Here is a 24777-nt window from a genome sequence, read left to right on the forward strand (position 1 = left end):
CTTTACGTATGCTGGGAGTCGTGCCGACCCCTTCCCCCGTGCCCGATGCGGTGGCCGCCCGCCTGCAGATGTTCATGGACAGGATGCGTGCGGAGGCGATCACCTATGGACCGGATGCCGCAGCCCTCGTCGAATCCGGCGCCGAGACCCTCGTCGGCGGGAAGCGGCTGCGCGCGCGCTTCTGCCACGCGGGATGGCGGGCCGTGGCTCGTCACCGCGACCGCGGGGCGGTCGAACGCGATCCGCTCTGGGACGTCTGCGCCGCGCTGGAGATCTTCCAATCCGCCGCACTCGTGCACGACGACATCATCGACAACTCCGACACGCGTCGCGGACGCCCGGCCGCGCATCGTGCGCTCGAGGCGTCGCACCGCGAAGCCCGATGGACCGGCGACGCCGCGGCGTTCGGCCGCTCGTCCGCTATCCTGCTCGGCGATCTGCTCGTCGCGTGGAGCGACGACCTCTTCGAGGAGGCCGTCGACTCCCTCCCGCATGCCGCGACCGTCCGCCGAGAGTACGCGCGCATGCGGCGCGACGTCACGGTCGGTCAGTTCCTCGACATCGCCGAGGAGTCCGCATGGAGTGTGAATGCCGCTGAGTCGCACGTCGAACGCGCACTGCGCGTGGTGTCGCTGAAGTCGGCGAGATACAGCATCGAGCAGCCGCTCGTGCTGGGCGCGGCGGTGGCGGAGGCCGATGCGGAGCAGCTGCGCGCGCTGCGACGGTTCGGGCACCCCGTGGGCATGGCGTTCCAGCTCCGCGACGACGTGCTCGGGGTGTTCGGCGATGCGGCCGTCACCGGCAAGCCGGCCGGAGACGACCTCCGGGAGGGGAAGCGCACGGTTCTCGTCGCGCTCACCCGGCAGACACTCGACACGTCGGCGCGCAACCTGTTCGACGAGCTGCTGGGCGACTCCGAGCTCACCCCCGAGCAGATCCGCTTCCTCCAGGCGACGATCTCCGAATCCGGAGCGCTCGAGCGGGTGGAGGCGATGATCGAGGAGTACGCGAGGGAGGCCGACCGCGCTCTCTCGGGCGCACGTCTCGACAACGCCGCCGTCGGGGACCTGCGCGACCTCGCCCGCGCGGCGACGGTGCGCGCGGCCTGATCCTCCGAGCGCGGCCGCAAGGCGACGAGCGCCGAGTCAGGCGAGGGTGCGCGCGATGCGACGGACCTCGCTCTTGTGGCCGGCGAGCAGCGCGGCGATCGGCGCGCGACCGAGAGTCTCCTCATCGGCGAGGAGCCAATCGACGACCTCGTCGTCGGTGAAACCCGCGTCCTGGAGCGCGATGACGGTTCCGCGAAGCGACGAGAGCGGGTGGCCGTCGACGATGAACACCGACGGTACGGCGAAGACGCCGGAGCGGCGGGATCCGATGAGGTAGTGCTCGTCGATGAGGCGTCGGACGCGACCGAGCGGCTCACCGAGCACCTCGACCAGGTCGGGCATCGTCAGCCACTCGGTCGGGGTGGCGCCGTTCTCGGGAATGTGGTTCTCAGACTGCTCAGACACGCTGTTCACTATCTCATCTCCGCGAGGCGATCGCATGCGAGCGTCCGTGATCACATCCGTCACATACGTCACTCTTGTTGACTTCTGTCTACACCCGTGTCAGCGTAGGCAGACGCCGAACAAGGGGGAAGCCTTGAGACAGCCACTGGCACGCCGTCGCGCCCGATATCTGCAGATCGGAGTTCCCGCCGCGGTCATCGGATCGCTCACCGGGCCCCTCACGGTCGTTCCGGCCCAGGCCGATACGACCGCCCCGATCGAACGGCTGCAGGCGGGCCCCGGCGGCGTCATCCCCGCGACGACGACTCCCTCCACCTATGTGGTGCAGCCCGGCGACACCGTCTCGTCGATCGCTCGACAGCACGGTCTCCGCACGGTCGACGTCCTCGCCTGGAACGGGCTCAGCTGGCGCTCGGTCATCTACCCCGGCCAGTCGCTGACCCTCTCGGGCGCGCCCGCCGCGGCCCCCGCGGCTCCGGTCTCGGCCCCCACCGCGCCCGCGGGCGCCTCGCACGTCGTCGTGAGCGGCGACACGGTGTTCGGCATCGCGCAGAAGTACGGGACGACGGTCGACGCCGTGCTCGCGGCCAACGGCCTCACGCGCGCCTCGGTCATCCACCCCGGCCAGACCCTGGCGGTCTCCGGCGCCGCCGCACCCGCTCCCGCCGCAGCACCCCAGACTCCCCCGCCTGCGGCCTCGACGCAGACCCATGTCGTGGCCGCGGGAGACACGCTCTTCGGCATCGCGCAGAAGTACGGCACGACCACGGCTGCGCTGTTCGCCCTGAACGGCCTGTCCTCGGGGTCGATCATCTATCCCGGGCAGAGCATCGCCGTCGGCGAGGCGCCGGCGGCAGCACCCGCGCCGGCGCCGGCGCCGGCGCCGAGCGCTCCGTCGCAGTCGTTCGTCTCGCTCGATGCGGAGCAGGCCGGAAACGCGGCCCTCATCATCCGCATCGGCAGACAGCTCGGCGTCTCGGATCGCGCGATCGCGATCGGACTCGCGACCGCGATGGTCGAGTCGAGCATGCGCAACCTCTCGTGGGGAGACCGTGACTCGCTCGGCCTCTTCCAGCAGCGCCCGAGCACCGGATGGGGCTCACCCGAGCAGATCCTCGACGCCGATCGCAGCACGCGGGTGTTCTTCGGCGGCAGCGGCGACCCCAACGGTCAGGCCACCCGCGGCCTGCTCGACATCTCCGGCTGGGAGTCCATGCGCTTCACGGATGCCGCGCAGGCCGTGCAGATCTCCGCCTATCCCGAGCGCTACGGGCAGTGGGAGACGCAGGCTTACCAGTGGCTCGCGCAGTACGGATGAGCCGGTTCCGGGCAAACGTGCAGGAGCAGAGGGCGAGCCGCTCCCGGAGCTTTCAGGCAGTCCTCAATAGAATCTTGACGTGACGACCAATCAGCAGGCCGACCCCCTCATCGGGCGGCTTGTCGACGGTCGGTACCGGGTCCGCGCTCGGATCGCCCGCGGCGGCATGGCCACCGTGTACGTCGCGACCGACCTCCGTCTCGAGCGTCGCATCGCCCTCAAGGTCATGCACGCGCACCTCAGCGACGACTCGTCGTTCCAGAGCCGCTTCATCCAGGAGGCTCGAGCCGCCGCCCGCCTCGCCGACCCGCACGTCGTCAACGTCTTCGATCAGGGGCAGGACGGGGAGCTGGCCTATCTGGTCATGGAATACCTGCCCGGCATCACCCTGCGCGAGCTGCTCCGCGAGCAGAAACGGCTGACCGTCCCTCAGACGATCACGATCATGGACGCCGTGCTCGCCGGTCTGTCTGCCGCGCACCGCGCCGGCATCGTGCACCGCGACGTGAAGCCCGAGAACGTGCTTCTCGCCGAAGACGGTCGCATCAAGATCGGCGACTTCGGTCTGGCCCGCGCGACCACCGCCAATACGGCGACCGGTCAGCAACTGCTCGGCACCATCGCTTACCTCGCACCCGAGCTCGTCACCCGAGGCACGGCCGACGCGCGCAGCGACATCTACGCCCTCGGAATCATGCTGTACGAGATGCTCGTCGGCGAGCAGCCGTACAAGGGCGAGCAGCCCATGCAGATCGCGTTCCAGCACGCGACGGAATCGGTGCCCCGCCCGAGCGTCCGCAATCCGGCCGTGCCCGAGCAGCTCGACGAGCTCGTGCTGTGGGCCACCGAGAAGTCGCCGGACGAGCGACCGGACGACGCTCAGCAGATGCTCGAGCGTCTGCGCGATATCGAGCGCGACCTCGGTATCGCCCCCGCCGTCGCGGCGGCGACCGCTCCCCAGCGCTCCCAGGCGGATTCCGCGGAGCTCACCAAGATCATGCCGAGCACGATGGTGCTCTCCGACCCCACGGCGCCGACACCGCAGGCCGTCGACAACGCGACGCTGCTGCGTCGGCGCTCTTCGCGCCGCCGCGCGCGTGGAGCTCTGCTCCTCACCCTCGTGCTGCTGCTCGCCACCGTCGCGGGCGGGGTGGGTTGGTGGTTCGGCTCCGGCCCCGGTTCTCTCGTGGCCGTGCCCGATGTCGCAGGACTCACCTACGACGAAGCGGCGTCGGCTCTCACCGAGGAGGGCTTCGTCCCGGTCCGCGGTGAGGAGAACTCGATCGAGGTCGCGAGGGATCAGACGATCCGCACCGACCCTGAAGAGGGCAAGCGCCTCGACAAGGGCGCCGAGGTCACGGTGTACATCTCGATCGGTCCCGCCAGCCACACCGCGGAGGCTCTGAACGGCAAGACCGAGCAGGAGGCGCGCGATTACCTCGGCGACATCAAGGTCAACGTCGCGGAGCAGCCCCTGCTCCTCTTCTCCGACGCCGAAGCCGGGCGGGTCATCAACGCCTTCGTGACCCCGCGCGACGGCGGCGAGGTGTACGGCTGCGGCGACGGGTGCGATCTGCTCGAAGACGACTCCGTCGAACTCTACGTCTCTGCCGGCCAGTTCCCCGACGTCAGCGGGATGTCGGTCGATCAGGCCACGACGACGCTCACAGACAAGCAGCTGCAGGTCTCACCGGAGATCGTCTATGCGTTCAGCGAGAAGCTTCAGAAGGACCTCGTCATCGGCGTGTCCGACCGCGCGGAAGAGGGCAACTGGCGTCCCGGCGACACCGTGCAGCTGATCGTCTCGAAGGGACCCGAGCTGTTCCCGGTCCCGGACGTCACGAACAAGACGCTGGTCGAGGCCAAGCAGATCATCGAGGGCGCGGGCTTCACGGCGACCTATGCCGCCTGGGGCGACCTGCCCGGGTTCGCCGATCTGGCCAAGGTCACGGCGCAGGATCCGGGGGCCGACAAGCAGCTCCCCCGCGGGGGAACGGTCAAGCTCTCCATCCAGCTCAGCGGCTGAGCGGCATCCGTCGTCATCGCAGACCACGAAGGCCCTCCCCGATTCGGGGAGGGCCTTCGTCGTGTCGATGCCGTCGTCAGCGCTTCTCGAGCTCCTCGGCCACGAGGAACGCCAGCTCGAGCGACTGCATGTGGTTGAGACGCGGATCGCAGAGGCTCTCGTAGCGAGTGGCCAGTGCAGCCTCATCGATCTGCTCGGAACCGCCGAGGCACTCGGTGACGTCGTCGCCTGTGAGCTCGACGTGGATGCCGCCGGGGAAGGTGCCCACCGCACGGTGCGCCTCGAAGAAGCCGCGCACCTCGTCGACCACGTCGTCGAATCGGCGCGTCTTGTAGCCGGTCGGGGTCGTGATGCCGTTGCCGTGCATGGGGTCGGTGACCCAGAGCGGCTGAGCCCCTGATTCACGGACGGCCTCGAGCAGCGGCGGCAGCGCGTCGCGGATCTTGCCCGCACCCATACGCGTGATGAAGGTCAGCCGGCCGGGCTCACGATTCGGGTCGAGCTTGTCGATGAGTGCGAGCGCCGTCTCGGGCGTCGTCGTCGGGCCGAGCTTCACGCCGATCGGGTTGCGGATCTTCGAGAAGTAGTCGACGTGCGCGCCGTCGAGCTCGCGGGTGCGCTCACCGATCCAGAGGAAGTGAGCCGACGTGTTGAACGGGGTGTCGGTGCGCGAGTCGATCCGGGTCATCGGACGCTCGTAGTCCATCAGCAGGCCCTCGTGGCCGGTGAAGAACTCGACGCGCTTGAGTTCGTCGAAGTCTGCGCCCGCCGCCTCCATGAACTTGATGGCACGGTCGATCTCGGCAGCCATGCGCTCGTACCGCTGGTTCGCCGGGTTCTGCGCGAAGCCCTTGTTCCACGAGTGCACCTCGCGGAGGTCGGCGAATCCACCCTGCGTGAAGGCACGGATCAGGTTCAGGGTCGACGCAGCCGTGTGGTAGCCCTGGAGCAGCCGGCCCGGGTCGGCCTGGCGCGATCCCTCGGTGAAGTCGTAGCCGTTGACGATGTCGCCTCGGTACGCGGGCAGAGTGACGTCACCACGCGTCTCGGTGTCGCTGGAGCGGGGCTTGGCGAACTGCCCGGCCATGCGACCCATCTTGACGATCGGCATCGAGGCGCCATACGTCAGCACGACCGCCATCTGCAGGACCGTCTTGATGCGGTTGCGGATCTGGTCGGCGGTGGCGCCGGCGAACGTCTCGGCGCAGTCCCCGCCCTGGAGCAGGAAGGCCTGCCCGGAGGCGGCGCGCGCGAGCCGATCGCGGAGGTTGTCTACCTCGCCGGCGAACACCAGGGGCGGAAGCGCTGCGATCTGAGCGGAGACCTCGGCCACGCGCTCGGCGTCGGGCCACTGAGGCTGCTGCTTGATCGGGAGCGAACGCCACGCGTCGAGCGCGTCGATGTGGTGCTGGAGCATGGCTCCCAGCCTACTGGGCGCGGCGACGCGCAGATGCCTCAGGAGCGCCGTGTGACGCGCGCCGGCAGACGGTCTTTCACGGTCGACGCGTAGACGTCGTCGTACTCCTGCTCGCCGAGCCTCTGCAGGGCCACCATGATCTCGTCCGTGACGGAGCGAAGGATGTACCTGTCGTTCTCCATGCCCGCGTAGCGCGAGAAGTCGAGGGGCTCGCCGATGACGATGCCGACACGCACCACGCGCGGCAGACGCTGCCCGATCGGCATCGCCGTGTCCGTGTCGACCATGATGACCGGGATGACGGGAACCTTTGCCTCGAGCGCCATCCGAGCGAGTCCGGTGCGGCCGCGGTAGAGCTTGCCGTCGGGGCTGCGCGTCCCCTCCGGATAGATGCCGAGGAGTTCGCCTCCCCCGAGTACCTGCAGACCGGTGTTGAGCGATGCCTCCGAGGCCTTGCCCCCTGAACGGTCGATCGGGATCTGGCCGGTCGCCTTCATGAAGAACTTCGTCGCCCAGCCCTTGAGGCCGCGGCCGGTGAAGTAGTCGCTCTTGGCGAGGAACGACATCGACCTGTCGATCATGAGGGGCAGGAAGATCGAGTCCGCGAAAGACAGATGATTGCTGGCGAGGATCGCCGCACCGGTCCGGGGCACGTTGCCGCGCCCCACGATCCAGGGGCGGAACACCGCCTTGACCACGGGGCCGATCACGACGTACTTCATCAGCCAGTAGAACATCGATGTGAAGTCTAGCGCCGCACGCCGGTCACGTCGGCGACGGACTCTGGCGACGGCGTTGAGGCGACTGAGTTCCACCCTCCATGCGACCCGGTCCCATGCCTTAGACTCGGGAGCAACCCCGTGCCCGACCGGTACCGAAGGAGCTGCCGTGGTCCAGTTTGAAGTCCCCGCCGTCGTCCCTGCCGACCCCGACGCGAACATCTCAGATCTGCTGGTCGAGCGCGTCAAGACCACTCCCGATCGCCCGCTGTTCGCGATCCCGGAGAACGGCGGATGGCGCGACATCTCTGCTTCCGACTTCCAGTCCGCGGTCATCGCGCTGGCCAAGGGCTTCGTCGCGGCCGGCATCCAGCCCGGTGAGAAGGTGGGCTTCCTCGCCCGCACCACCTACGAGTGGTCGCTCGTCGACTTCGCCCTGTTCTACGCGGGCGCCGTGATGGTGCCGATCTACGAGACCAGCTCCCCCGCGCAGATCCAGTGGATCCTCGAAGACTCCGGTGCCATCGCGCTGCTCGTCGAGTCGCCGGAGCACTTCGCCCGCGTCGACGAGGTGCGCGGCGACCTGCCGCTGCTGCGCGAGGTCTGGCAGCTGCACCTGGGAGCGATCGACACGCTCACCGCGCAGGGCGCGTCCGTCGCCGACGAGGAGATCGAGCGGCTGCGCAGCATCGCCGTCGGCTCCGACATCGCGACCCTCATCTACACCTCGGGCTCCACCGGTCGCCCGAAGGGGTGCGTCCTCACCCACAGCAACTTCGTCGAGCTCGCCCGCAACTCCGCCAAGGCTCTCGACGAGGTCGTGCAGACGCCCGGGTCGTCCACCCTGCTGTTCATCACGACCGCGCATGTCTTCGCGCGGTTCATCTCGATCCTCAACGTGCACGCGGGTGTTCGCACCGGGCACCAGCCCGACACGCGTCAGCTGCTCCCGGCGCTCGGCTCGTTCAAGCCGACGTTCCTCCTCGCGGTTCCGCGTGTCTTCGAGAAGGTCTACAACTCCGCCGAGCAGAAGGCCGAGGCCGGGGGCAAGGGCAAGATCTTCCGCGCCGCCGCCGACGTCGCGATCGAGCACTCGAAGCTGCTGGAGCAGGGCAAGAGCATTCCCTTCGGCATGCGTCTGAAATTCGCCCTGTTCAACAAGCTCGTCTACGGCAAGCTGCGCGAGGCCATGGGCGGCCGGGTCGTGTACGCCGTGTCCGGGTCCGCACCGCTCGGCTCGCGCCTCGGCCATTTCTTCCACAGTCTCGGAGTCGTGATCCTCGAGGGATACGGTCTCACCGAGACCACCGCTCCGGCGACCGTGAACCTGGCCGACAAGTCGAAGATCGGCACGGTCGGCCCCGCCCTGCCCGGCGTCGGCGTGCGTCTCGCCGACGACGGCGAGATCGAGGTGCGCGGCATCAACGTCTTCCGCGAGTACTGGAACAACCCCGAGGCCACGGCCGAGGCCTTCAGCGACGGCGGCTGGTTCCGCACCGGCGACATCGGCAGCTTCGATTCCGAGGGGTTCCTCACCATCACCGGCCGGAAGAAGGAGATCATCGTGACGGCCGGCGGCAAGAACGTCGCCCCCGCCGCGCTCGAGGATCCGATCCGCGCGAACCCGATCATCGGCCAGGTCGTCGTCGTCGGCGATCAGCGCCCGTTCATCTCGGCGCTCGTCACCCTCGACCCCGAGATGCTGCCGACCTGGCTCGCCAACAACGGGCTCGACAAGGACATGTCCCTCGCCGAGGCTGCGAAGAACGCGGCGGTCCGCGCCGAGGTGCAGAGTGCGGTGGATGCCGCGAACACCCGTGTCTCGCGCGCGGAGTCGATCCGCAAGTTCACGATTCTCGAGAGCGAGTGGACGGAAGCCTCGGGCCACCTCACGCCGAAGCTCTCGATCAAGCGCAACGTGATCATGAACGACTTCGCCGACGAGATCGCCGCGATCTACGACGAACCGGTGTCGACCACCAACGTCGCGATCGGCGGCTGATCCGCCGAGCCACCCCTTATGGCTCGAACCCGCCCTCTGCGTACCGATCGCAGAGGGCGGGTTCGTCCGTGACGGGGTGGCTCGACGAGGGCCGGAGGGTCAGAACCACGAGCTCTCGCGCACCTCGCGCATCGCGCGCTTGCGGGTCTCGGCGTCGAGCCGGGAGAGGTAGAGCTTGCCATCGAGGTGGTCGGTCTCGTGCTGCAGGGCCTGGGCGAGCAGCCCCTCGCCCTCGAGCACCACCGGCTTGCCGTCGAGGTCGATCCCCTCGACCCGCGCCCAGGGGTGGCGCAGTGCGTCGTGCCAGAGACCCGGGACCGACAGGCAGCCCTCCCCCGTCGGCACCGGCTCGCCGCGGACCTCGGTGAGCACGGGATTGATCACGTACCCGATGTCGCCGTCGATGTTGTAGCTGAACGCGCGCAGCGCGACGCCGATCTGCGGCGCGGCGACACCGGCTCGCCCCGGCAGCTCGACGGTGTCGACGAGATCGGCGACGAGTGCACGCACGCCGTCGTCGATCTCCTCGATCGGGGCGCACATCGTGCGGAGCACCGGATCGCCGAACACCCTGATCTCACGGACCGTCATCAGGCGGCCTTCGCTCGGAGCCCCTCGACGAGCAGCGCCGCGATCTCCCGCGCCGCCCTCCTCGTCTCGGGTTGCAGGTTGGCGAACACGATCGGACCTCCGCCCGCGATCTGCGCGTCGTACGGCATCCGCACGACATGCTTCGCCCGCGTGCGGAAGTGGTTCTCGAGCTCGTCCAGACGCACCAGCGGAGCGCCGGGGTGCGACTGGTTGAGCACGACGACGGCATCCCTCGCCTGCTCCGCGTAGCCGTTGGTCTCGAGCCAGGTCAGGGTCTCGGACGCGAGCCGCGCCTCGTCGACGCTGAGCCCGGACACGATGACGAATTGATCGGCGAGGTCGAGCGTCGCCGCCATCACCGAGTGCACGATCCCCGTGCCCGTGTCGGTGAGCACGAGCGAGTAGTAGTGCGCTGCGACCTCGGCGACGTCGCGGTAATCGCTGTCGCTGAAGGCCTCTGCGATGCGAGGGTCGGAGTCCGAGGCGAGCACGTCGAGGCGCGTGGCGTCGCGGGAGACGACCGCGGAGATGTCGTGATACCCCTTGATGTCGTCGTGGATGCGCACGAGGTCGCGCACGGAGCGGTTGTGCTGCGGGCGCACCACGCGGTCGGCCAGGGTGCCGCGGTCGGGATTGGCGTCCACCGCTATCACCCGGTCGTCCCTGGCATCGGCAAGCGCCATGCCGAGCAGCGTCGTCAGAGTCGTCTTGCCCACACCGCCCTTGCGCGACAACACGGGCACGAATCGCGCCCCGCCCGCGAGCGGTGCTGCGATGCGCGTCGTGAGCGCCTTGCGCTCGCGCGCGCGTCGACCGTCGCCGATGTTGATGCGTCGCCCGGAGATCGTGTACAGGAAGTGACTCCACGCGCCCTCGGGCTCGGGCTTCGTGACGCGGTGCGGATCGAGCAGTCGGTCGGCCGTGAGCAGGTCGGCGCTCTCGCGCGAGGTATCGCTCAGGTCGTCGAGGCGCTTCGCCGTCAGCTGCACATCGGATCTCGACGCACGGGCCGCGTGACGCGTCGGCACCGGTGTCTCGGGCTGCTCCACCACGGCATCCTCCTTCGGTCGCACGACGCCGCTCGCGCGGGTGCGCGAGCGGGTGTCGAGATCGGCACGAGCGCGTGCGATGAACGCCGCCGCCGCGGCCGCCTCCGCCTCATGGTCCGGCTCGGATGCCGAGGCAGGCAGCGCGGGCGCGGCATCCTCGGGGTCCGTGTGCTCGGGCTCCGTGTGCTCGGGCTCCCTGTGCTCCGGGAGCCCGTCGTCGGCACGGTCGGATGCCGCGACCTCCTCCGGCACGGTCTCGGCTGCCGGCTCGCGCTCGACGATCGTCTCCGGCTCCGGCGACTCGGGTGCGTCCTCGACATCCGCAGCCTCGTCGGGCTTCACGACCTCATCGGACTCCGCGACGGGGCCGGGCTCGATGATCTCGTCGTCGAGCCCGTCACTCTCGCCATCGGCCTCCGGTTCGACGGAGGGCTCCTGCTCGATGATCGCCTCGTCGGTGTCGACGACGGAGAGTTCCTCGTCCGCCCTCTCGGAGTCGGCCTCGGCCTTCGGAACGTCGGCCGCCTCCGCCAGGTCCGGCTTCGCGTCCGCCCGCTCCGCGGGCAGCTCGATGATCATCGGCGTCGAGAGCGACACCTCGGAGATCTCGGCAGCCGCCTTCGCGGCGGCGACAGGCTCGTCGACGATGAGCTCGGCGACGACCTCGCCCTCGACGACGCCGTCGTCCTCCAGTGCGTCGTCCTCGTCCTTCGGCAGCTGGACGCTCACCTGAGCGGTGTGTCCGAGGATGCCGATCCCCGTGGTGTCCAGGGATGCGGCGTCGTCGAGCACACCGCGGGATTCGTCGTCCGGCGGCTCTGCCACGTTCTTCGGGGTCACGTCGTCACTCCAAGCTCGGTCGGGCCTCGGGAGCGCTGCAGCGAGCGCGGCCCTCGCCCGCACAAGATTAGTGCGCAGGACGGATGACGACCAAAAGGTCTCCCGCGTCGACCTGCTGCGTCTCTCCGATGGCGAGGCGCTCCACGACGCCCGAGACGGGGGCGGTGATGGCCGCCTCCATCTTCATCGCCTCGATCGACGCGACCGGTTCCCCCGCCGACACCGATGCTCCGACCTCGGTCTTGAGCGTGACGACACCGGAGAACGGAGCAGCCACCTGACCTGGTACCGAGGTGTCGGCCTTCTCGACCTCGTGCGCGTCGACCGCCACGGATCGGTCGCGCACGAACACCGGGCGCAGCTGACCGTTGAGCGTCGTCATGACCGTGCGGATGCCGCGTTCGTCGGCGTCTCCGATCGCTTCGAGGCCGACGTACAGCTGCACCCCGCGGTCGATCTCGACCAGGTGCTCCTGCCCTTGGACGAGGCCGTACAGGTAGTCGCCGGTGTCGAGCACCGAGAGATCGCCGAACTGCTCGCGAACCTGCATGAACTCGCGGGTCGGAGCGGGGAAGAGCAGCGTGTTGAGACGTTCACGCCGCTCCGCGCTCTTCCCGGAGAGAGCGCGCTCGTCGTCCGCGGAGATGTCGGTGACACCGGCGCGGATCGAGCGGCCGGCCAGCACCTTCGAGCGGAACGGCTCGGGCCATCCGCCCGGCAGATCGCCGAGCTCACCCGCCATGAAACCGACGACCGAGTGGGGCACGTCGTACTTCTCGGGGTTCGCCTCGAAGTCCGCCGGGTCGGCCTTCACGGCGGCGAGGTGCAGGGCGAGATCACCGACCACCTTCGACGACGGAGTCACCTTCGGCACCCGGCCGAGGATGCGGTCGGCAGCCGCGTACATCTCCTCGATGAGCTCGAAATCGTCGGCGAGGCCGAGCGCCTTGGCCTGCTGGCGGAGGTTCGAGAGCTGACCGCCCGGGATCTCGTGGTGGTATACGCGCCCCGTGGGTCCGGGGAGGCCGGACTCGAAGGGCGCGTACTGGCGCCGCACCGCCTCCCAGTACGGCTCGAGGTCCGAGACCCCCGCGAGATCGATGCCGCTGTCCCGCTCGGTGTGGGCGAGGGCCGCGACGAGTGACGACAGCGACGGCTGACTCGTGGTGCCGGAGAGCGGAGCGGATGCCGCGTCGACGGCATCCACTCCCGCGGCGCTCGCGGCGAGCAGCGTGGCGAGCTGTCCGCCGGGAGTGTCGTGGGTGTGCAGGTGCACGGGCTGGTCGAAGCGCTCGCGCAACGCCGTGACGAGCCTCGCTGCGGCCGCCGGCCGGAGGAGCCCTGCCATGTCCTTGATGGCGATGACGTGCGCACCGGCGTCGACGATCTGCTCGGCGAGGCGCAGGTAGTAGTCGAGCGTGTAGAGGTTCTCGGCGGGGTTCAGCAGGTCCCCCGTGTAGCACAGCGCGACCTCCGCCACGGCCGTGCCCGTGCTGCGCACGGCGTCGATCGCCGGACGCATCTGACCGACATCGTTCAGCGCGTCGAAGATGCGGAAGATGTCGATGCCGCTCGCGGCGGCCTCCTGCACGAACGCGTCGGTGACGGCTGCCGGGTACGGCGTGTACCCGACCGTGTTGCGCCCTCGCAGCAGCATCTGGATGGCGATGTTCGGCAGCGCGGCCCGGAGTCTGTCGAGGCGTTCCCATGGGTCTTCACCGAGGAACCGCAGCGCGACGTCGTAGGTCGCCCCTCCCCAGGCCTCGACGGAGAGGAGTCCGGGAGTCAGGCGCGCCAGGTAGGGTGCGGCGGCGGCCAGGTCGCGGGTGCGGACCCGGGTGGCGAGCAACGACTGGTGCGCATCCCGGAACGTCGTGTCGGTGATCGCGAGAGCGCTCTGCTCGCGCAGACCGCGCGCGAATCCCTCGGGACCGAGCTCGAGCAGTCGCTGCCGGGAACCGGCGACCGGCTCAGCCGAGAGGTCGATCGTCGGGAGCTTGGCACGCGGATCGATCACGCCGGGATGCGCGCCGTGCGGCTTGTTGACCGTGACGTCGACGAGCCAGTTCAGGATCTTCGTGCCGCGGTCCTTCGAGGCTCGGCCGCGCAGCAGCTCCGGACGCTCGTCGATGAACGACGTGCTGACATCTCCCGCGACGAACGCGTCGTCGTCGAGCAGAGCCTGGAGGAAGGGGATGTTCGTCGAGACTCCTCGGATGCGGAACTCGGCGAGAGCTCGACGCGCCCTGGCGACCGCTGCGGGGAAATCCCGTCCGCGGCAGGTCAGCTTCGCGAGCATCGAGTCGAAGTGCGGGCTGATCTGCGCGCCCTGGTGCACCGTGCCCCCGTCGAGGCGGATGCCGGCGCCGCCCGGCGAGCGGTAGGTGGTGATCTTCCCCGTGTCGGGTCGGAAGCCCTGCGTGGGGTCCTCCGTCGTGATCCGGCACTGCAGCGCGGCACCGCGCAAGCGGAGGTCCTGCTGCTGCAGGCCGAGGTCGGCGAGGGTCTGACCGGCCGCGATGCGCATCTGGCTCTGCACGAGGTCGACGTCGGTCACCTCTTCGGTGACCGTGTGCTCGACCTGGATGCGGGGGTTCATCTCGATGAAGACGACCTCGCCGGCTCGCTCCCCCGCTGTCTCCAGCAGGAACTCCACGGTGCCGGCGTTCTCGTACCCGATCGACCGGGCGAAGGCGACCGCGTAACCGTGCAGGGCGGCACGCACGTCGTCGTCGAGGTTGGGGGCCGGCGCGATCTCTACGACCTTCTGGTGGCGTCGCTGCACAGAGCAGTCGCGCTCGAACAGATGGACGGTCTCGCCGGTCTTGTCGGCGAGGATCTGCACTTCGATGTGCCGCGGCCGCACCACGGCCTGCTCGAGGAACATGCGCGGGTCGCCGAACGCGCTCTGCGCCTCCCGCATCGCCTCGGAGAGTGCGGGAGCGAGCTCTGCAGCGGCCTCCACGCGCCGCATGCCGCGGCCGCCGCCGCCGGCGACCGCCTTCGCGAAGAGGGGGAACCCGATCTCCTCGGCCTGCGCGACAAGCACGTCGACGTCGTCCGACGCCTCGGTCGACCGGAGCACGGGCACGCCGGCCTCGACCGCGTGCCGCTTGGCCTCCACCTTGTTGCCGGCCATCTCGAGCACCGACGCAGGCGGGCCGATGAACGCGATCCCGTTCGCCGCGGCCTTCTCGGCGAGGTCGGGGTTCTCCGACAGGAAGCCGTAACCGGGGTAGACGGCATCGGCGCCCGCCTCCTTGGCAACCCGGATGATCTCGTCGACGTCGAGGTACGCCCTGACCGGATGCCCTCGCTCGCCGATCTCGTAGGCCTCGTCGGCCTTCAGCCTGTGGACCGAGCCCCGGTCCTCGTGCGGGAAGACGGCCACCGTCCTCGCTCCGACCTCGACTGCTGCACGGAAGGCACGGATCGCGATCTCGCCGCGGTTCGCCACCAGGATCTTCTGGAACATGCACACCTCTGAGAGCTCGATGCGCGACGTGATGGGCGCGCATGGGGCGGGGCTGAGTGTGCACCCAGCCTAGGGGAAGGTAACGTGGAGTCCGTGCACGTACTCAGCGTCAGCTCTCTCAAAGGAGGCGTCGGCAAGACGACCGTGACACTCGGACTGGCCTCAGCGGCCTTCGCCCGCGGTGTCCGCACTCTCGTCGTCGACCTCGACCCCCAGTCGGATGTGTCCACCGGAATGGACATTCAGGTGGCCGGTCGGCTCAACATCGCCGACGTCCTCGCCAACCCCAAGGAAAAGGTGGTCCGTCAGGCGATCACCTCCAGCGGCTGGGCCAAGGTGCACCCCGGCACCATCGACGTGCTCATCGGCAGCCCCTCGGCCATCAACTTCGACGGCCCCCACCCGAGCGTCCGCGATGTCTGGAAGCTCGAAGAGGCGCTCGCCGCCGTCGAGGCCGATTACGACCTCGTGCTCATCGACTGCGCGCCGTCGTTGAACGCCCTCACCCGCACGGCATGGGCCGCCAGCGACCGCGTCATGGTCGTCACGGAGCCGGGGCTGTTCTCCGTCGCCGCGGCCGACCGCGCCCTGCGGGCGATCGAGGAGATCCGCCGCGGCCTCTCCCCTCGTCTCCAGCCGCTCGGCATCGTCGTGAACCGGGTGCGACCCCAGTCCATCGAGCACCAGTTCCGCATCAAGGAGCTGCGCGACATGTTCGGCCCGCTCGTCCTCTCGCCCCAGCTGCCGGAGCGCACATCGCTGCAGCAGGCACAGGGCGCGGCGAAGCCCCTGCACATCTGGCCCGGAGACTCCGCTCAGGAGCTCGCCGCCGATTTCGACTCGCTGCTCGACCGCATCATCCGCACCGGTCGCATCCCCGTCTCGGAGTCCGGCGCGCAGGCCTGATCCGCAGCGGCCAGGAGGCCGGCACACACGCGAAACGCCCGCTCATCGAGCGGGCGTTCTCCGTTTGTCGCTGCAGTTCGAAGCGACTCAGGCGGAGCGCTTGGCGCGACGGGCGCTGAGCTCGTCGACGGGATCCGGCGCGGTCGGGTCGAACTCGACCAGCGTCGACTCCACCTCGCGCAGCACCTTGCCGACGGCGATTCCGAAGACTCCCTGGCCGCGGCTCACGAGGTCGATCACCTCGTCATTCGACGTGCACAGGTAGACGGACGCGCCGTCGCTCATCAGCGTGGTCCCGGCGAGATCGCGGATGCCCGCTCGGCGCAGTTCGTCGACGGCCGTCCGGATCTGCTGCAGGGAGATGCCGGTGTCGAGCAGGCTCTTCACGAGCTTGAGAACCAGGATGTCGCGGAACCCGTAGAGACGCTGAGAGCCGGAGCCGCTCGCGCCCCGCACGGTGGGCTCGACGAGCTCGGTGCGGGCCCAGTAGTCGAGCTGACGGTAGGTGATGCCTGCGGCTCGGGCGGCGACCGCACCGCGGTAGCCGACCTCGTCGTCCATCGCCGGCAGACCGTCGGTGAAGAGGAGTTCGGTCACGAACCGCGGGTCGTCTGCACGCTCGTCCGCATTCATCTGAATTCCTCTCTGGAGCCGTTACCTCCACGGTAGAGCAGGCCCTCGGCAGCGGCAACGACATCCGCGCCACCCCGAAGGCGTGTCGCAATCAGTTCGTTACGAAAGCAGTTTCGCGATCGCTTCCTTCACGAAGTGCGAGCGCACCTCGTCGATCTTGGCGGCGAGACTCGGCGCCATCTCCCCCGCTTTGCCGCGGGAGGCGGCATCGGTCCGGCGCAGCAGCGCAGACAGTGCCGACTCGATGAGCGCCACCTCGCGGTCGGCGCTCTGTCGCAGCGAGCGGAGGTGACGCGGTTCGATGCCGTGCCGGTCGAGAGCGACGAGGCCGCGCAGCAGCGACACCGTCGACTCGGGATAGGTCTCCTGTGCCGTGACGACGCCTGTGCTGATCGCATCGTTGAGCAGCTGCGGGCCCGCTCCTGCGGCGGACAGCAGCTCGTCGCGGCGGTACCGCCGCGGGGTGGGGGCGATCGACGGAGGGGCGCTCAGCGCGGCATCCCCGCCGGCCTGCGCCTCGTCGAGCTGCTCGCGGATCACGCTGAGCGGGAGGTAGTGGTCGCGCTGGAGCGTGAGGCCAAGCCGAAGACGCTCGATGTCGGCCTGCGAGAACTTGCGGTACCCCGATTCGGTCCGAGACGGGGTGACGATGCCCTGGACTTCGAGGAAGCGCAGCTTGCTCGACGTGAGATCGGGGAACTCCGGCGTGAGCCTGGCGAGCACCTGACCGATGCTCAGAAGGCCCGCGGACGCCGAGCGTTCACGGGCGGGGGACGCCGCCATCAGGCGTTCGCCGCTGGGCGATCGACCGGGGAGACGAAGAAGTTCAACCGGAACTTGCCGACGCGCAGCTCCGAGCCGTCGACCAGGACACTGCGGTCGACCCGCTCGCCGTTGACATACGTGCCGTTGAGCGACCGCTGGTCGATGATCTCGAAGGTCGACCCGTTGCGGGTGATCTCGGCGTGACGACGCGACACCGTCACGTCGTCGAAGAAGATGTCGGCCTCGGGGTGACGCCCGACCGTGGTGACGTCGGTGTCGAGGAGGTATCGGGCTCCGGCGAGAGCACCGGAGCGGACGAGGAGGAGTGCCGAGCCCGCGGGGAGGGCTGCGATGGCGCTCTGCTCGACGTCGGTCAACTCCACGCCGAACGGCACGAACGAGAGGTCTGAATCGTGCCCGAACGTCTGCGTCACGTCGTGCCGCTGCTCGCCGGAACGGTGGATCGCGGCGTCGTGGGCCGGTCGGCTGTCGCTGTCTGTCACTGTGCCCTCCTCGTCGTCCAGACTAACTGATCGCCGGGCGCTCGCGGGAGGGCCGAGCGCCACTCAGCCGTCGTATATCGGACGCTCCTAGGCTGGGAGCGTGAAAACCGTCGCCCGCCGCCGTCCCCTCGTCCCCGTCGCCCTGGCCGCCGCGCTGCTGACGGCATTCCTCATCCTGGTCGCCCCGATGTCGGCATCCGCCCACGACAGCCTGATCGCATCCTCCCCGGAGGCCGACAGCACCGTCGAGACCCTCCCGGCCGCGCTGACACTGACCTTCAGCGCGAAGCTCATCGACGGCGAGGGTGCGACGGAGGTGGTCGTCACCGACGCCTCGGGCGCGTCGGTCACCGACGGACCCGCGAGCGTGGACGGCGCGATCGTCACCCAGCCGCTGGCCGCCGAGGCGACGGCGGGCGGCTACCACGTGATCTGGAAGATCGTCTCGAGCGACGGCCACCCCACCTCCGGCGAGTTCGACTTCACGGTCGCGAACAGCACGGTCACCGCCCCGACTCCAGACCCGAGCGCGACCGCCGAGGCGACGCCGTCCGCGGAGGCGACCGCCGCTCCGGCTGCGACTCCGACGCCGCAGCCGTCGGAGTCCCCGGAGGACGGGTCATCGGCCACGACGTGGATCTGGCTCCTCGCGATCGCCGGCGTGCTCGCCGCCGCCGTCGCGGGTGTCATCGCCGTCGCCCTGAAGGGCCGCGCCCGCGACTCCGAGACCGCCGTCGCGGACCCCTCCGATCCCGGTTCCGACGGCCCGGCGGAGCGATAGGCTGGATCCATGCCTCACTACGATGTCGTCATCCTCGGTGCCGGTCCTGGTGGATACGTCGCCGCCGTCCGCAGCGCACAGCTCGGCCTCTCCACGGCCATCATCGAAGAGAAGTACTGGGGCGGTGTCTGCCTCAACGTCGGCTGCATCCCCTCCAAGGCCCTTCTCAAGAACGCGGAACTCGCGCACACCCTGAACCACAAGGCCGACTTCTTCGGCATCTCGGGCGAGTTCACGATCGACTACGGCAAGGCGTTCGACCGCAGCCGCGTCGTCGCGGACGGCCGCGTCAAGGGCATCCACTTCCTCATGAAGAAGAACAAGGTCACCGAGTACGACGGTCGCGGCACCTTCACCGGCCCGAAGGCCATCTCGGTCGCCAAGTCCGACGGCACGACCGAAGAGGTCACGTTCGACAACGTGATCATCGCCACCGGCTCGAAGGTCCGTCTGCTCCCCGGCGTGCAGCTCAGCGACAACGTCGTGACCTACGAGGAGCAGATCCTCAGTCGCGAGCTCCCGAAGTCGATCGTCATCGTCGGCGCCGGCGCCATCGGCATGGAGTTCGCCTACGTCATGACGAACTACGGCGTGAAGGTGACCATCATCGAGTTCCTCGACCGCGCGCTCCCCAACGAGGACGCCGACGTGTCGAAGGAGATCACGAAGCAGTACAAGAACTACGGCGTCGACATCCTCACCTCCACCAAGGTCGAGAGCGTCGTCGACAACGGCTCGTCCGTCACCGTCTCGTACACGGGCAAGGACGGCCAGCAGTCGTCGATCGAGGCCGACAAGGTGCTCATGTCGGTCGGATTCGCTCCGAATGTCGAGGGCTTCGGACTCGAGAAGACCGGCGTCACGCTCACCGAGCGCGGCGCCATCGACATCGACGACCACATGCGCACCAACGTCGAGGGCATCTACGCCATCGGCGACGTGACGATGAAGCTGCAGCTCGCCCACGTGGCAGAGGCGCAGGGCGTGGTCGCGGCCGAGACCATCGGCAAGGCCGAGACCCAGACGCTCGGCGACTACCGCATGATGCCGCGCGCGACGTTCTGCTCGCCGCAGGTCGCGTCGTTCGGTCTCACCGAGCAGCAGGCCAAGGACGAGGGTCGCGAGATCAAGGTCGCCACCTTCCCCTTCATGGCGAACGGCAAGGCGCACGGCCTCGGCGAGCCCGTGGGCTTCGTCAAGCTGATCGCCGACGCGGAGCACCTCGAGCTCATCGGCGCGCACATGATCGGCCCCGACGTCTCGGAGCTTCTGCCCGAGCTCACCCTCGCGCAGAAGTGGGACCTCACCGCGCTCGAACTCGCCCGCAACGTGCACACCCACCCGACGCTGTCCGAGGCTCTGCAGGAGGGCTTCCACGGTCTCGCGGGTCACATGATCAACTTCTGATCCCGACGTCTCGAAGGCCCGGCCCGCTCATGCGGAGTCGGGCCTTCGTGCGTCCGGTCACAGACCGCGCATGGTGATCAGCCCCGCCGTCCATCCTCGCATCGGACGTGCGCCGAGCGCCGACATCAGCGCCTCCCGGGCGACGAGACGCGTGCCCGTGGCCGGAGCGCCCATCGACATGTAGAAGGCCGACCGGCGCTGTGCGCGCACCGCCGACCGCCGGGCGGCGCGCGCATAGGGCTCGAGATCGAAACGACGCCGAGGAGCGCGGCCGACGATGTCGGCCAGCGTGACGGCATCCGACCAGCCGAGGTTCATCCCCTGCCCTCCGATGGGGCTGATCTCGCGGGCCGCATCGCCCAGCAGAGCGATCCGGCCGTGTGCGAACCGCTCGACGACATGCTGCGACGCCAGGAACCGCGCAGGCTGCGCCGCCGGGTCGATGGGTGGGCGGATGCCGGTGCGCTGCATGATCCGAGCACGGAAGTCCTCTGCATCGATCGCCGCAGGGCGCCCTTGACGAAGCACCCACCGACGACGCCCTCCGGGCAGGGGGAACGACTCCACGAGTCCCTCCGGCTCGCAGTGCAGCACGGCCACGCGATCCGGTTCGGGGTCATCCGCATCGAGCATCGCATACGGTGCCGATCCGGGCCTCCGTCGCCAGCCCGCTCCCAGCGCCCGACGGAGTCCGCTGTGCACGCCGTCGGCCACGACAGCCACCGCCGCCGAGACCTCGAAAGCGCCCTCGGCTCCCTCGACCTGCGCGGTCACTTCGCGACCGTCGTCGCGCAGCGACCTCACCGCGCGACCGGTCCGCAGCGCCTCGGGAGAGAGCTCTCGCAGTCGCGCCCGCAGCAGGGCGTCCGTGCGCGGCTGGGCGAGGACGTGCACGGGCCGCTCAGCATCGAAGCTCACGGCGGCGAGCAGACGGCGTCGGCTGCGCACCTCACCACCGTCGAGCACCAGAGCCTCAGATCGCACGGCTGCGCCGACCCCCGCGGCATCGAGAGCGTCGAGACCGGGCGGGTGGATGCCGATCGCCCTCGTCCTCGTGTCCGCCGCGCCTCGTCGCTCGAAGACCACGGCATCCACGCCCTGCTGAACGAGCAAAGTGGCGAAGAGGAGGCCGACCGGGCCGCCTCCGACGACCATCACCTCATGGGCGGGCATCGACCGCCTCCCACCTCGCCTCGAGCCGGGCCGGGAGCCCTGCGACCACTCGCCATCCGTCCGGAACGACGGTGGCGAGCTCTCGTGGCGTGTACGAGCGACGGATGCTGATCAGGCCGTCCTCGCGGATGAATGAACCACGGAAGAGACTGCCGGCAAACGGCCAGGTCACCGAAGCGAAAAGCGCGTAGGCCGTCGAGCTGCGCGCGATGTCTCGGTGCACGGCGATTCCGCCCGGCGCGAGGAGACGCTGGGAGTCGTCGAGGATGCCAAGCAGCTCGCCGTCGTCGAGGTGATGCAGCACGTGGTTGGAGAAGATCACATCGAACGTCACTCCTTCGGCGACGAGATCGGACGACAGGGCGTGACGGTACTCGATGCCTGCGCCGTCGTCGTGCCGGGCCGCCCAGTCGATCGCCCGCGCATCCGCATCGAGTGCCGTGATCGAGCCGGTGAGCCCGTCGCGGCGCAGACGGGCCGCGAGCAGACGGCACGCATCGGCACCCCCGGCGCCGATGTCGAGGACGCGCACGGGTCCGCGCCGCGCCCGCGGACGGACGTCTCTGCGGTAGAGCAGTCCCGGGCGGGAGACGAGTGCGTTCACCAGTCCGAACCGCTCGTAGGTGCGCTCCAGCATCTCGAGATCGGCGTCCGTCTCGTCCATGAGCTCGCGCACCCGCTCGTCGCGGACGGAGAGGTCGTGCCTCATGCGGCGTCAGGCGCGACGACGGTCATCAGCGCGCTCTCGGCGGTGAGCCCAGGGCCGAAGGCCATCGCCGCCACGCGCGACCCGTTCCGCGCCCCCTCGTCGAGGATCCGCTTGATCACGAAGAGGATGGTCGCGCTCGACATGTTGCCTTTCTCGCGCAGCGTCTCGCGCGCCGGCATCATCTGCTCGTCGCTCAGATGCAACCGGTCCTGGATGCGGTCGAGGATGCTGCGACCGCCGGGATGTATGGCCCAGTGCTCGACCCGATCGCCGACGCGCCCCTGGTCGAAGGCCTCGGCCAGGTCCTCGTCTCGGGCGTAGAGGGGGCGGATGGCGCCGATGATCGTCTCGCCGATGATCTGCGGCACGGCCGTCGACAGGATCATCTCGAAGCCGCTGTCGCCGATGGTCCACGCCATGTCCTTCTCGCCCTCTTCGGCGATCGCGGTGTGGAAGCCGTCGAGCACCACGCCGCGCTCCCCCGCAGGAAGATCGCGAGCCGTCACGATGCCGGCGGCTGCGCCGTCGGCGAAGAGCGAGCACGCGACGATGAGATCGGGGTCGTCCGAGGACCTCAGGTGCAGGGTGCACAGCTCGACGCTGACCACCAGCACCACGGCCTCCGGGTCCGCCGCGCAGAACTGGCTCGCCGCCTTCAGCGCGGGCATCGCGGCGTAGCATCCCATGAAGCCCAGGTGGAAGCGCTGCACGCTGTCGCGCAGCCCCAGCGCCCGGACGATCTCGTACTCCGGCCCCGGAGCGTGGAAGCCCGTGCAGGAGACCGTGATCACGTGGGTCACGTCTGCGGCCTGCACGTCGGGGTCCGCATCGAGCGCACCCCGCGCCGCCGCGATGAAGAGCGGGGTCGCCTGCTCCACGTAGAACTCGTTGCGGGCTTTGGTGCCCGGCGCGAGGAGCCTGCCCGATTCGCGATCGAAGAACGTCGGATCATCGGCGTGGGTGGTGAGCGAGAGCTCGTCGATGACCGTGTGGCGCGTGTCGATGCCCGACCCGTTGAACGATGCTCCGATGAGACGCTGGCCCAGACGGCCGACGTCGGGTTGTGACGCGAACACGTCGCGCACCTCGTTCTGATGGAGGACGGTGGCGGGGACGATCGTGTGCAGCGATCGGAGTACAGCGGGACGGCTCATGCTGTCACTCAAGCATGAGCCGCCCCGGCGCTGGAAGGGGGTTGCGCTCTCTCAGAACCCGAGTGCTCTGGCGAGCTTCGAGTCCGATGCCGCTGCGCGCGCGCCCGCGGCGGAGATCGCCTCTTCGGCTGCCGCGAAGAAGGCTTCGCGGGCGGCGGCCTCGGTCGGGGCCGCGGGCCCGAGTTCGAGCTCCCACTCGCGCCATTCGCGCTGCACGTGCTGACGCAGATCCGTGGCTCTGACGTGGTCGTCGACGAACTCGGCGATCACGCCGCGCGGCCCGGAGAGCAGGTAGGCGGTGCGACGGTTCTCGATGCGTGCGAGCGGCGACAGCTCGTCGCTGGTCCAGCGCGCGAGCGTGTCGAGGATCGCCTGCGGGACGGAGTCGTCGTCTCCGAGCGGCCACCCCATCTCGAGGCGCCCATCGCCCTCGCGAGGACCCTTGATGTGCCAGCCGGCGTCGGGGCCGCCGGTGCGGCGGCGGAGCGCCACACCGGAGCGCGACAACGAGGCATCCGCGGTGTCCAGGTAGCGGGCGTCGAGCTCGCGCACCTCGCCCTCCGACACCGCGTCGACACCGGGGAGGCCGTGCCAGTCCGGCAGCGGTGTTCCCGCATCGACGTCGTACTTGCGCTCGACCTCGACGACGCGCGACGGCTCGGCGGGGTCGTGCGCGTCAGTCATCCGCTGGGTTGATTTCCTCGAGGGACTCGTCGTACCAGTAGTCCAGTTCGGTGGGGCCGTCGGAGTCGCCGGTGTTCTGCGCGTCTCCGCGACGGTTGTACACCACCTGCGTCTCGCTGTAGGGGACGATCAGCTTGTCGTCCGCGTCGCCGTCGAGAGGGATGATCTGCCCGTCGAGCGGGCCTCCGTGAAGTCGTGCGAGTGCCATGCCCTCACCCTAGTCCCGTCGCCTCGGTTCCGTTCTCAGCCCACGGCGAGACCGAGCACCGCTCCGGCGATCATCCACGGCCCGAAGGCGATGCGGGTGGCTCCGTCCGCTCGACGGAGGAGCATCAGTGCGCCGGCGAAGAGGGCCCCGAGCACGAAGGCGGCCGCCGCGCCGACGACGAGCTCCTGCCAGCCGTGCCAGCCGAGCACCAGGCCGATCGCGGCGGCGAGCTTCACGTCTCCCCCGCCCATGCCGTCGCGGCTGATCAGGCGCAGCAGCGCGTAGAAGCCGCCCAGGATCAGGAGCCCCAACCCGCCCCTGATCAGCGATGCCGCGTCGCGAGTGAGCGCGGCGTCGACGACGGCGAGGAGGAGCAGCGCGCCGAGGGTCGGGAGCACGATGCGATCGGGCAGTCGGTGGGCGCGGAGGTCGATCACGACGAGCCGGGCGGCGACGACGACGAGGCCGAGATGCACGAGGACGATGAGCACGGGACGCGGATCCATCCGGGAAGGCTAGGGAATGCCCGGATGCCGTGCGCCGCCGGGTGTGGATAACCCGCCGCCTGGTCAGAGGTCGATGATGTCGAGGTCGACGAGCACCACGTCTCCCTCGGTGATGCCCTGCGCGTCGCGGATCGCCTTCTTGAGCGGGAGCACGAATGCGACCCCGTCGAAGAAGATGGAGGTGCTCCAGAGGGACGAGCCGATGCGCGCCCGTACTCGCAGGGATCCGAATCCACGCTGCGGGGCGGGAAGCTCTCGGATCTCGAGTGAGATCTCCTCCGGCATGGTGGCGAAGAACCAGTCGTCGACGCGCTTCTCCCAGCGGGTGACAGCGCTCTCGAACTCGATCTGCATGGGCCACAGCGTAGCCGGAGTCTCCGACATGACCGTTCGCGAA

The 24777-nt window shown here is 69.3% G+C and carries 23 protein-coding genes; 7 read left to right on the plus strand and 16 right to left on the minus strand.

Going from position 1 to position 24777, the window contains the following annotated elements:
* Positions 1-20: 20 nt before the first annotated feature.
* Complete coding sequence (locus AUC47_RS13530) at positions 21-1109, plus strand: polyprenyl synthetase family protein (protein WP_256999579.1); 1089 nt, start codon at positions 21-23, stop codon at positions 1107-1109.
* A gap of 36 nt (positions 1110-1145) precedes the next feature.
* Here AUC47_RS13530 and AUC47_RS13535 read toward each other — a convergent pair whose 3' ends face one another.
* Positions 1146-1451: an Rv2175c family DNA-binding protein gene (locus AUC47_RS13535; protein WP_096715765.1), complete on the minus strand. Its 306-nt coding sequence runs from the start codon at positions 1449-1451 to the stop codon at positions 1146-1148.
* 196 nt (positions 1452-1647) lie between these two features.
* On the opposite strand from AUC47_RS13535, the gene AUC47_RS13540 reads away from it, so the two are divergent.
* Positions 1648-2832: a muramidase family protein gene (locus AUC47_RS13540; protein ID WP_256999580.1), complete on the plus strand. Its 1185-nt coding sequence runs from the start codon at positions 1648-1650 to the stop codon at positions 2830-2832.
* A gap of 79 nt (positions 2833-2911) precedes the next feature.
* Positions 2912-4858: a Stk1 family PASTA domain-containing Ser/Thr kinase gene (gene pknB, locus AUC47_RS13545; RefSeq protein ID WP_096715683.1), complete on the plus strand. Its 1947-nt coding sequence runs from the start codon at positions 2912-2914 to the stop codon at positions 4856-4858.
* A gap of 76 nt (positions 4859-4934) precedes the next feature.
* Here pknB and AUC47_RS13550 read toward each other — a convergent pair whose 3' ends face one another.
* On the minus strand, positions 4935-6275 hold the full coding sequence (locus tag AUC47_RS13550; protein WP_096715684.1) for a class II 3-deoxy-7-phosphoheptulonate synthase: 1341 nt from the start codon (positions 6273-6275) through the stop codon (positions 4935-4937).
* A 38-nt stretch (positions 6276-6313) separates the two neighbouring features.
* On the minus strand, positions 6314-7012 hold the full coding sequence (locus AUC47_RS13555; RefSeq protein WP_096715685.1) for a lysophospholipid acyltransferase family protein: 699 nt from the start codon (positions 7010-7012) through the stop codon (positions 6314-6316).
* Between the two features lie 151 nt (positions 7013-7163).
* On the opposite strand from AUC47_RS13555, the gene AUC47_RS13560 reads away from it, so the two are divergent.
* Entirely contained in the window at positions 7164-8996 is a 1833-nt protein-coding gene (locus AUC47_RS13560; protein ID WP_096715686.1) for an AMP-dependent synthetase/ligase, read from the plus strand.
* A 99-nt stretch (positions 8997-9095) separates the two neighbouring features.
* On the opposite strand, the gene def is transcribed toward AUC47_RS13560, so the two are convergent.
* The 3 genes from def to AUC47_RS13575 all read right to left on the minus strand — a co-directional run bounded on the left by def (position 9096) and on the right by AUC47_RS13575 (position 14951).
* The gene (def, locus tag AUC47_RS13565; RefSeq protein ID WP_096715687.1) at positions 9096-9587 is read right to left on the minus strand and encodes a peptide deformylase; all 492 of its coding nucleotides are present in this window, start codon (positions 9585-9587) and stop codon (positions 9096-9098) included.
* Positions 9587-11476, minus strand: a complete 1890-nt coding sequence (locus tag AUC47_RS16950) for a MinD/ParA family ATP-binding protein (protein ID WP_256999581.1) — start codon at positions 11474-11476, stop codon at positions 9587-9589. The genes def and AUC47_RS16950 overlap by 1 nt, the downstream gene beginning before the upstream one ends.
* A 67-nt stretch (positions 11477-11543) precedes the next feature.
* Entirely contained in the window at positions 11544-14951 is a 3408-nt protein-coding gene (locus AUC47_RS13575; protein WP_096715688.1) for a pyruvate carboxylase, read from the minus strand.
* A gap of 93 nt (positions 14952-15044) precedes the next feature.
* On the opposite strand from AUC47_RS13575, the gene AUC47_RS13580 reads away from it, so the two are divergent.
* Positions 15045-15857 carry a ParA family protein gene (locus AUC47_RS13580; protein WP_096715767.1) on the plus strand — a complete coding sequence of 271 codons (813 nt, stop codon included), beginning with the start codon at positions 15045-15047 and terminating at the stop codon, positions 15855-15857.
* Positions 15858-15944: 87 nt separating this feature from the next.
* On the opposite strand, the gene AUC47_RS13585 is transcribed toward AUC47_RS13580, so the two are convergent.
* The 3 genes from AUC47_RS13585 to AUC47_RS13595 all read right to left on the minus strand — a co-directional run bounded on the left by AUC47_RS13585 (position 15945) and on the right by AUC47_RS13595 (position 17758).
* Complete coding sequence (locus AUC47_RS13585) at positions 15945-16490, minus strand: MerR family transcriptional regulator (RefSeq protein ID WP_096715689.1); 546 nt, start codon at positions 16488-16490, stop codon at positions 15945-15947.
* 99 nt (positions 16491-16589) lie between these two features.
* Entirely contained in the window at positions 16590-17273 is a 684-nt protein-coding gene (gene ftsR / locus AUC47_RS13590; RefSeq protein WP_096715690.1) for a transcriptional regulator FtsR, read from the minus strand.
* Positions 17273-17758 (minus strand): FHA domain-containing protein, encoded by a 486-nt coding sequence (locus tag AUC47_RS13595; RefSeq protein ID WP_096715691.1) that lies wholly within the window; start codon positions 17756-17758, stop codon positions 17273-17275. Before AUC47_RS13595 ends, ftsR begins: the two co-directional genes overlap by 1 nt.
* A gap of 100 nt (positions 17759-17858) precedes the next feature.
* Between AUC47_RS13595 and AUC47_RS13600 the strand changes: the two genes are divergently transcribed.
* Together AUC47_RS13600 and lpdA are read left to right on the plus strand one after the other, a co-directional pair.
* Positions 17859-18539, plus strand: a complete 681-nt coding sequence (locus AUC47_RS13600) for a copper resistance CopC family protein (RefSeq protein WP_256999582.1) — start codon at positions 17859-17861, stop codon at positions 18537-18539.
* Positions 18540-18548: 9 nt separating this feature from the next.
* A complete protein-coding gene (lpdA, locus tag AUC47_RS13605; protein WP_096715692.1) occupies positions 18549-19946 on the plus strand; it encodes a dihydrolipoyl dehydrogenase in 1398 nt (465 codons plus the stop codon).
* A gap of 57 nt (positions 19947-20003) precedes the next feature.
* Here the strand turns inward: lpdA and AUC47_RS13610 are convergent, their stop codons facing one another.
* From AUC47_RS13610 to AUC47_RS13640, 7 genes are all read right to left on the minus strand, one after another.
* The gene (locus AUC47_RS13610) at positions 20004-21119 is read right to left on the minus strand and encodes an FAD-dependent oxidoreductase (protein ID WP_096715693.1); all 1116 of its coding nucleotides are present in this window, start codon (positions 21117-21119) and stop codon (positions 20004-20006) included.
* Positions 21106-21828 (minus strand): methyltransferase domain-containing protein, encoded by a 723-nt coding sequence (locus AUC47_RS13615; RefSeq protein WP_096715694.1) that lies wholly within the window; start codon positions 21826-21828, stop codon positions 21106-21108. Before AUC47_RS13615 ends, AUC47_RS13610 begins: the two co-directional genes overlap by 14 nt.
* Positions 21825-22982 carry a type III polyketide synthase gene (locus tag AUC47_RS13620; RefSeq protein ID WP_096715695.1) on the minus strand — a complete coding sequence of 386 codons (1158 nt, stop codon included), beginning with the start codon at positions 22980-22982 and terminating at the stop codon, positions 21825-21827. Before AUC47_RS13620 ends, AUC47_RS13615 begins: the two co-directional genes overlap by 4 nt.
* Positions 22983-23033: 51 nt before the next feature.
* The gene (locus tag AUC47_RS13625) at positions 23034-23666 is read right to left on the minus strand and encodes a CYTH domain-containing protein (protein ID WP_096715696.1); all 633 of its coding nucleotides are present in this window, start codon (positions 23664-23666) and stop codon (positions 23034-23036) included.
* A complete protein-coding gene (locus tag AUC47_RS13630) occupies positions 23659-23874 on the minus strand; it encodes a response regulator (RefSeq protein WP_096715697.1) in 216 nt (71 codons plus the stop codon). Before AUC47_RS13630 ends, AUC47_RS13625 begins: the two co-directional genes overlap by 8 nt.
* A 35-nt stretch (positions 23875-23909) precedes the next feature.
* On the minus strand, positions 23910-24380 hold the full coding sequence (locus AUC47_RS13635; protein WP_096715698.1) for a prepilin peptidase: 471 nt from the start codon (positions 24378-24380) through the stop codon (positions 23910-23912).
* A gap of 63 nt (positions 24381-24443) precedes the next feature.
* Entirely contained in the window at positions 24444-24734 is a 291-nt protein-coding gene (locus tag AUC47_RS13640; protein WP_096715699.1) for a DUF1905 domain-containing protein, read from the minus strand.
* Between the last annotated feature and the right edge of the window lie 43 nt (positions 24735-24777).

The organism is Microbacterium sp. SZ1, from assembly GCF_002362255.1.
In the GTDB taxonomy this organism is placed as follows: Bacteria; Actinomycetota; Actinomycetes; order Actinomycetales; family Microbacteriaceae; genus Microbacterium.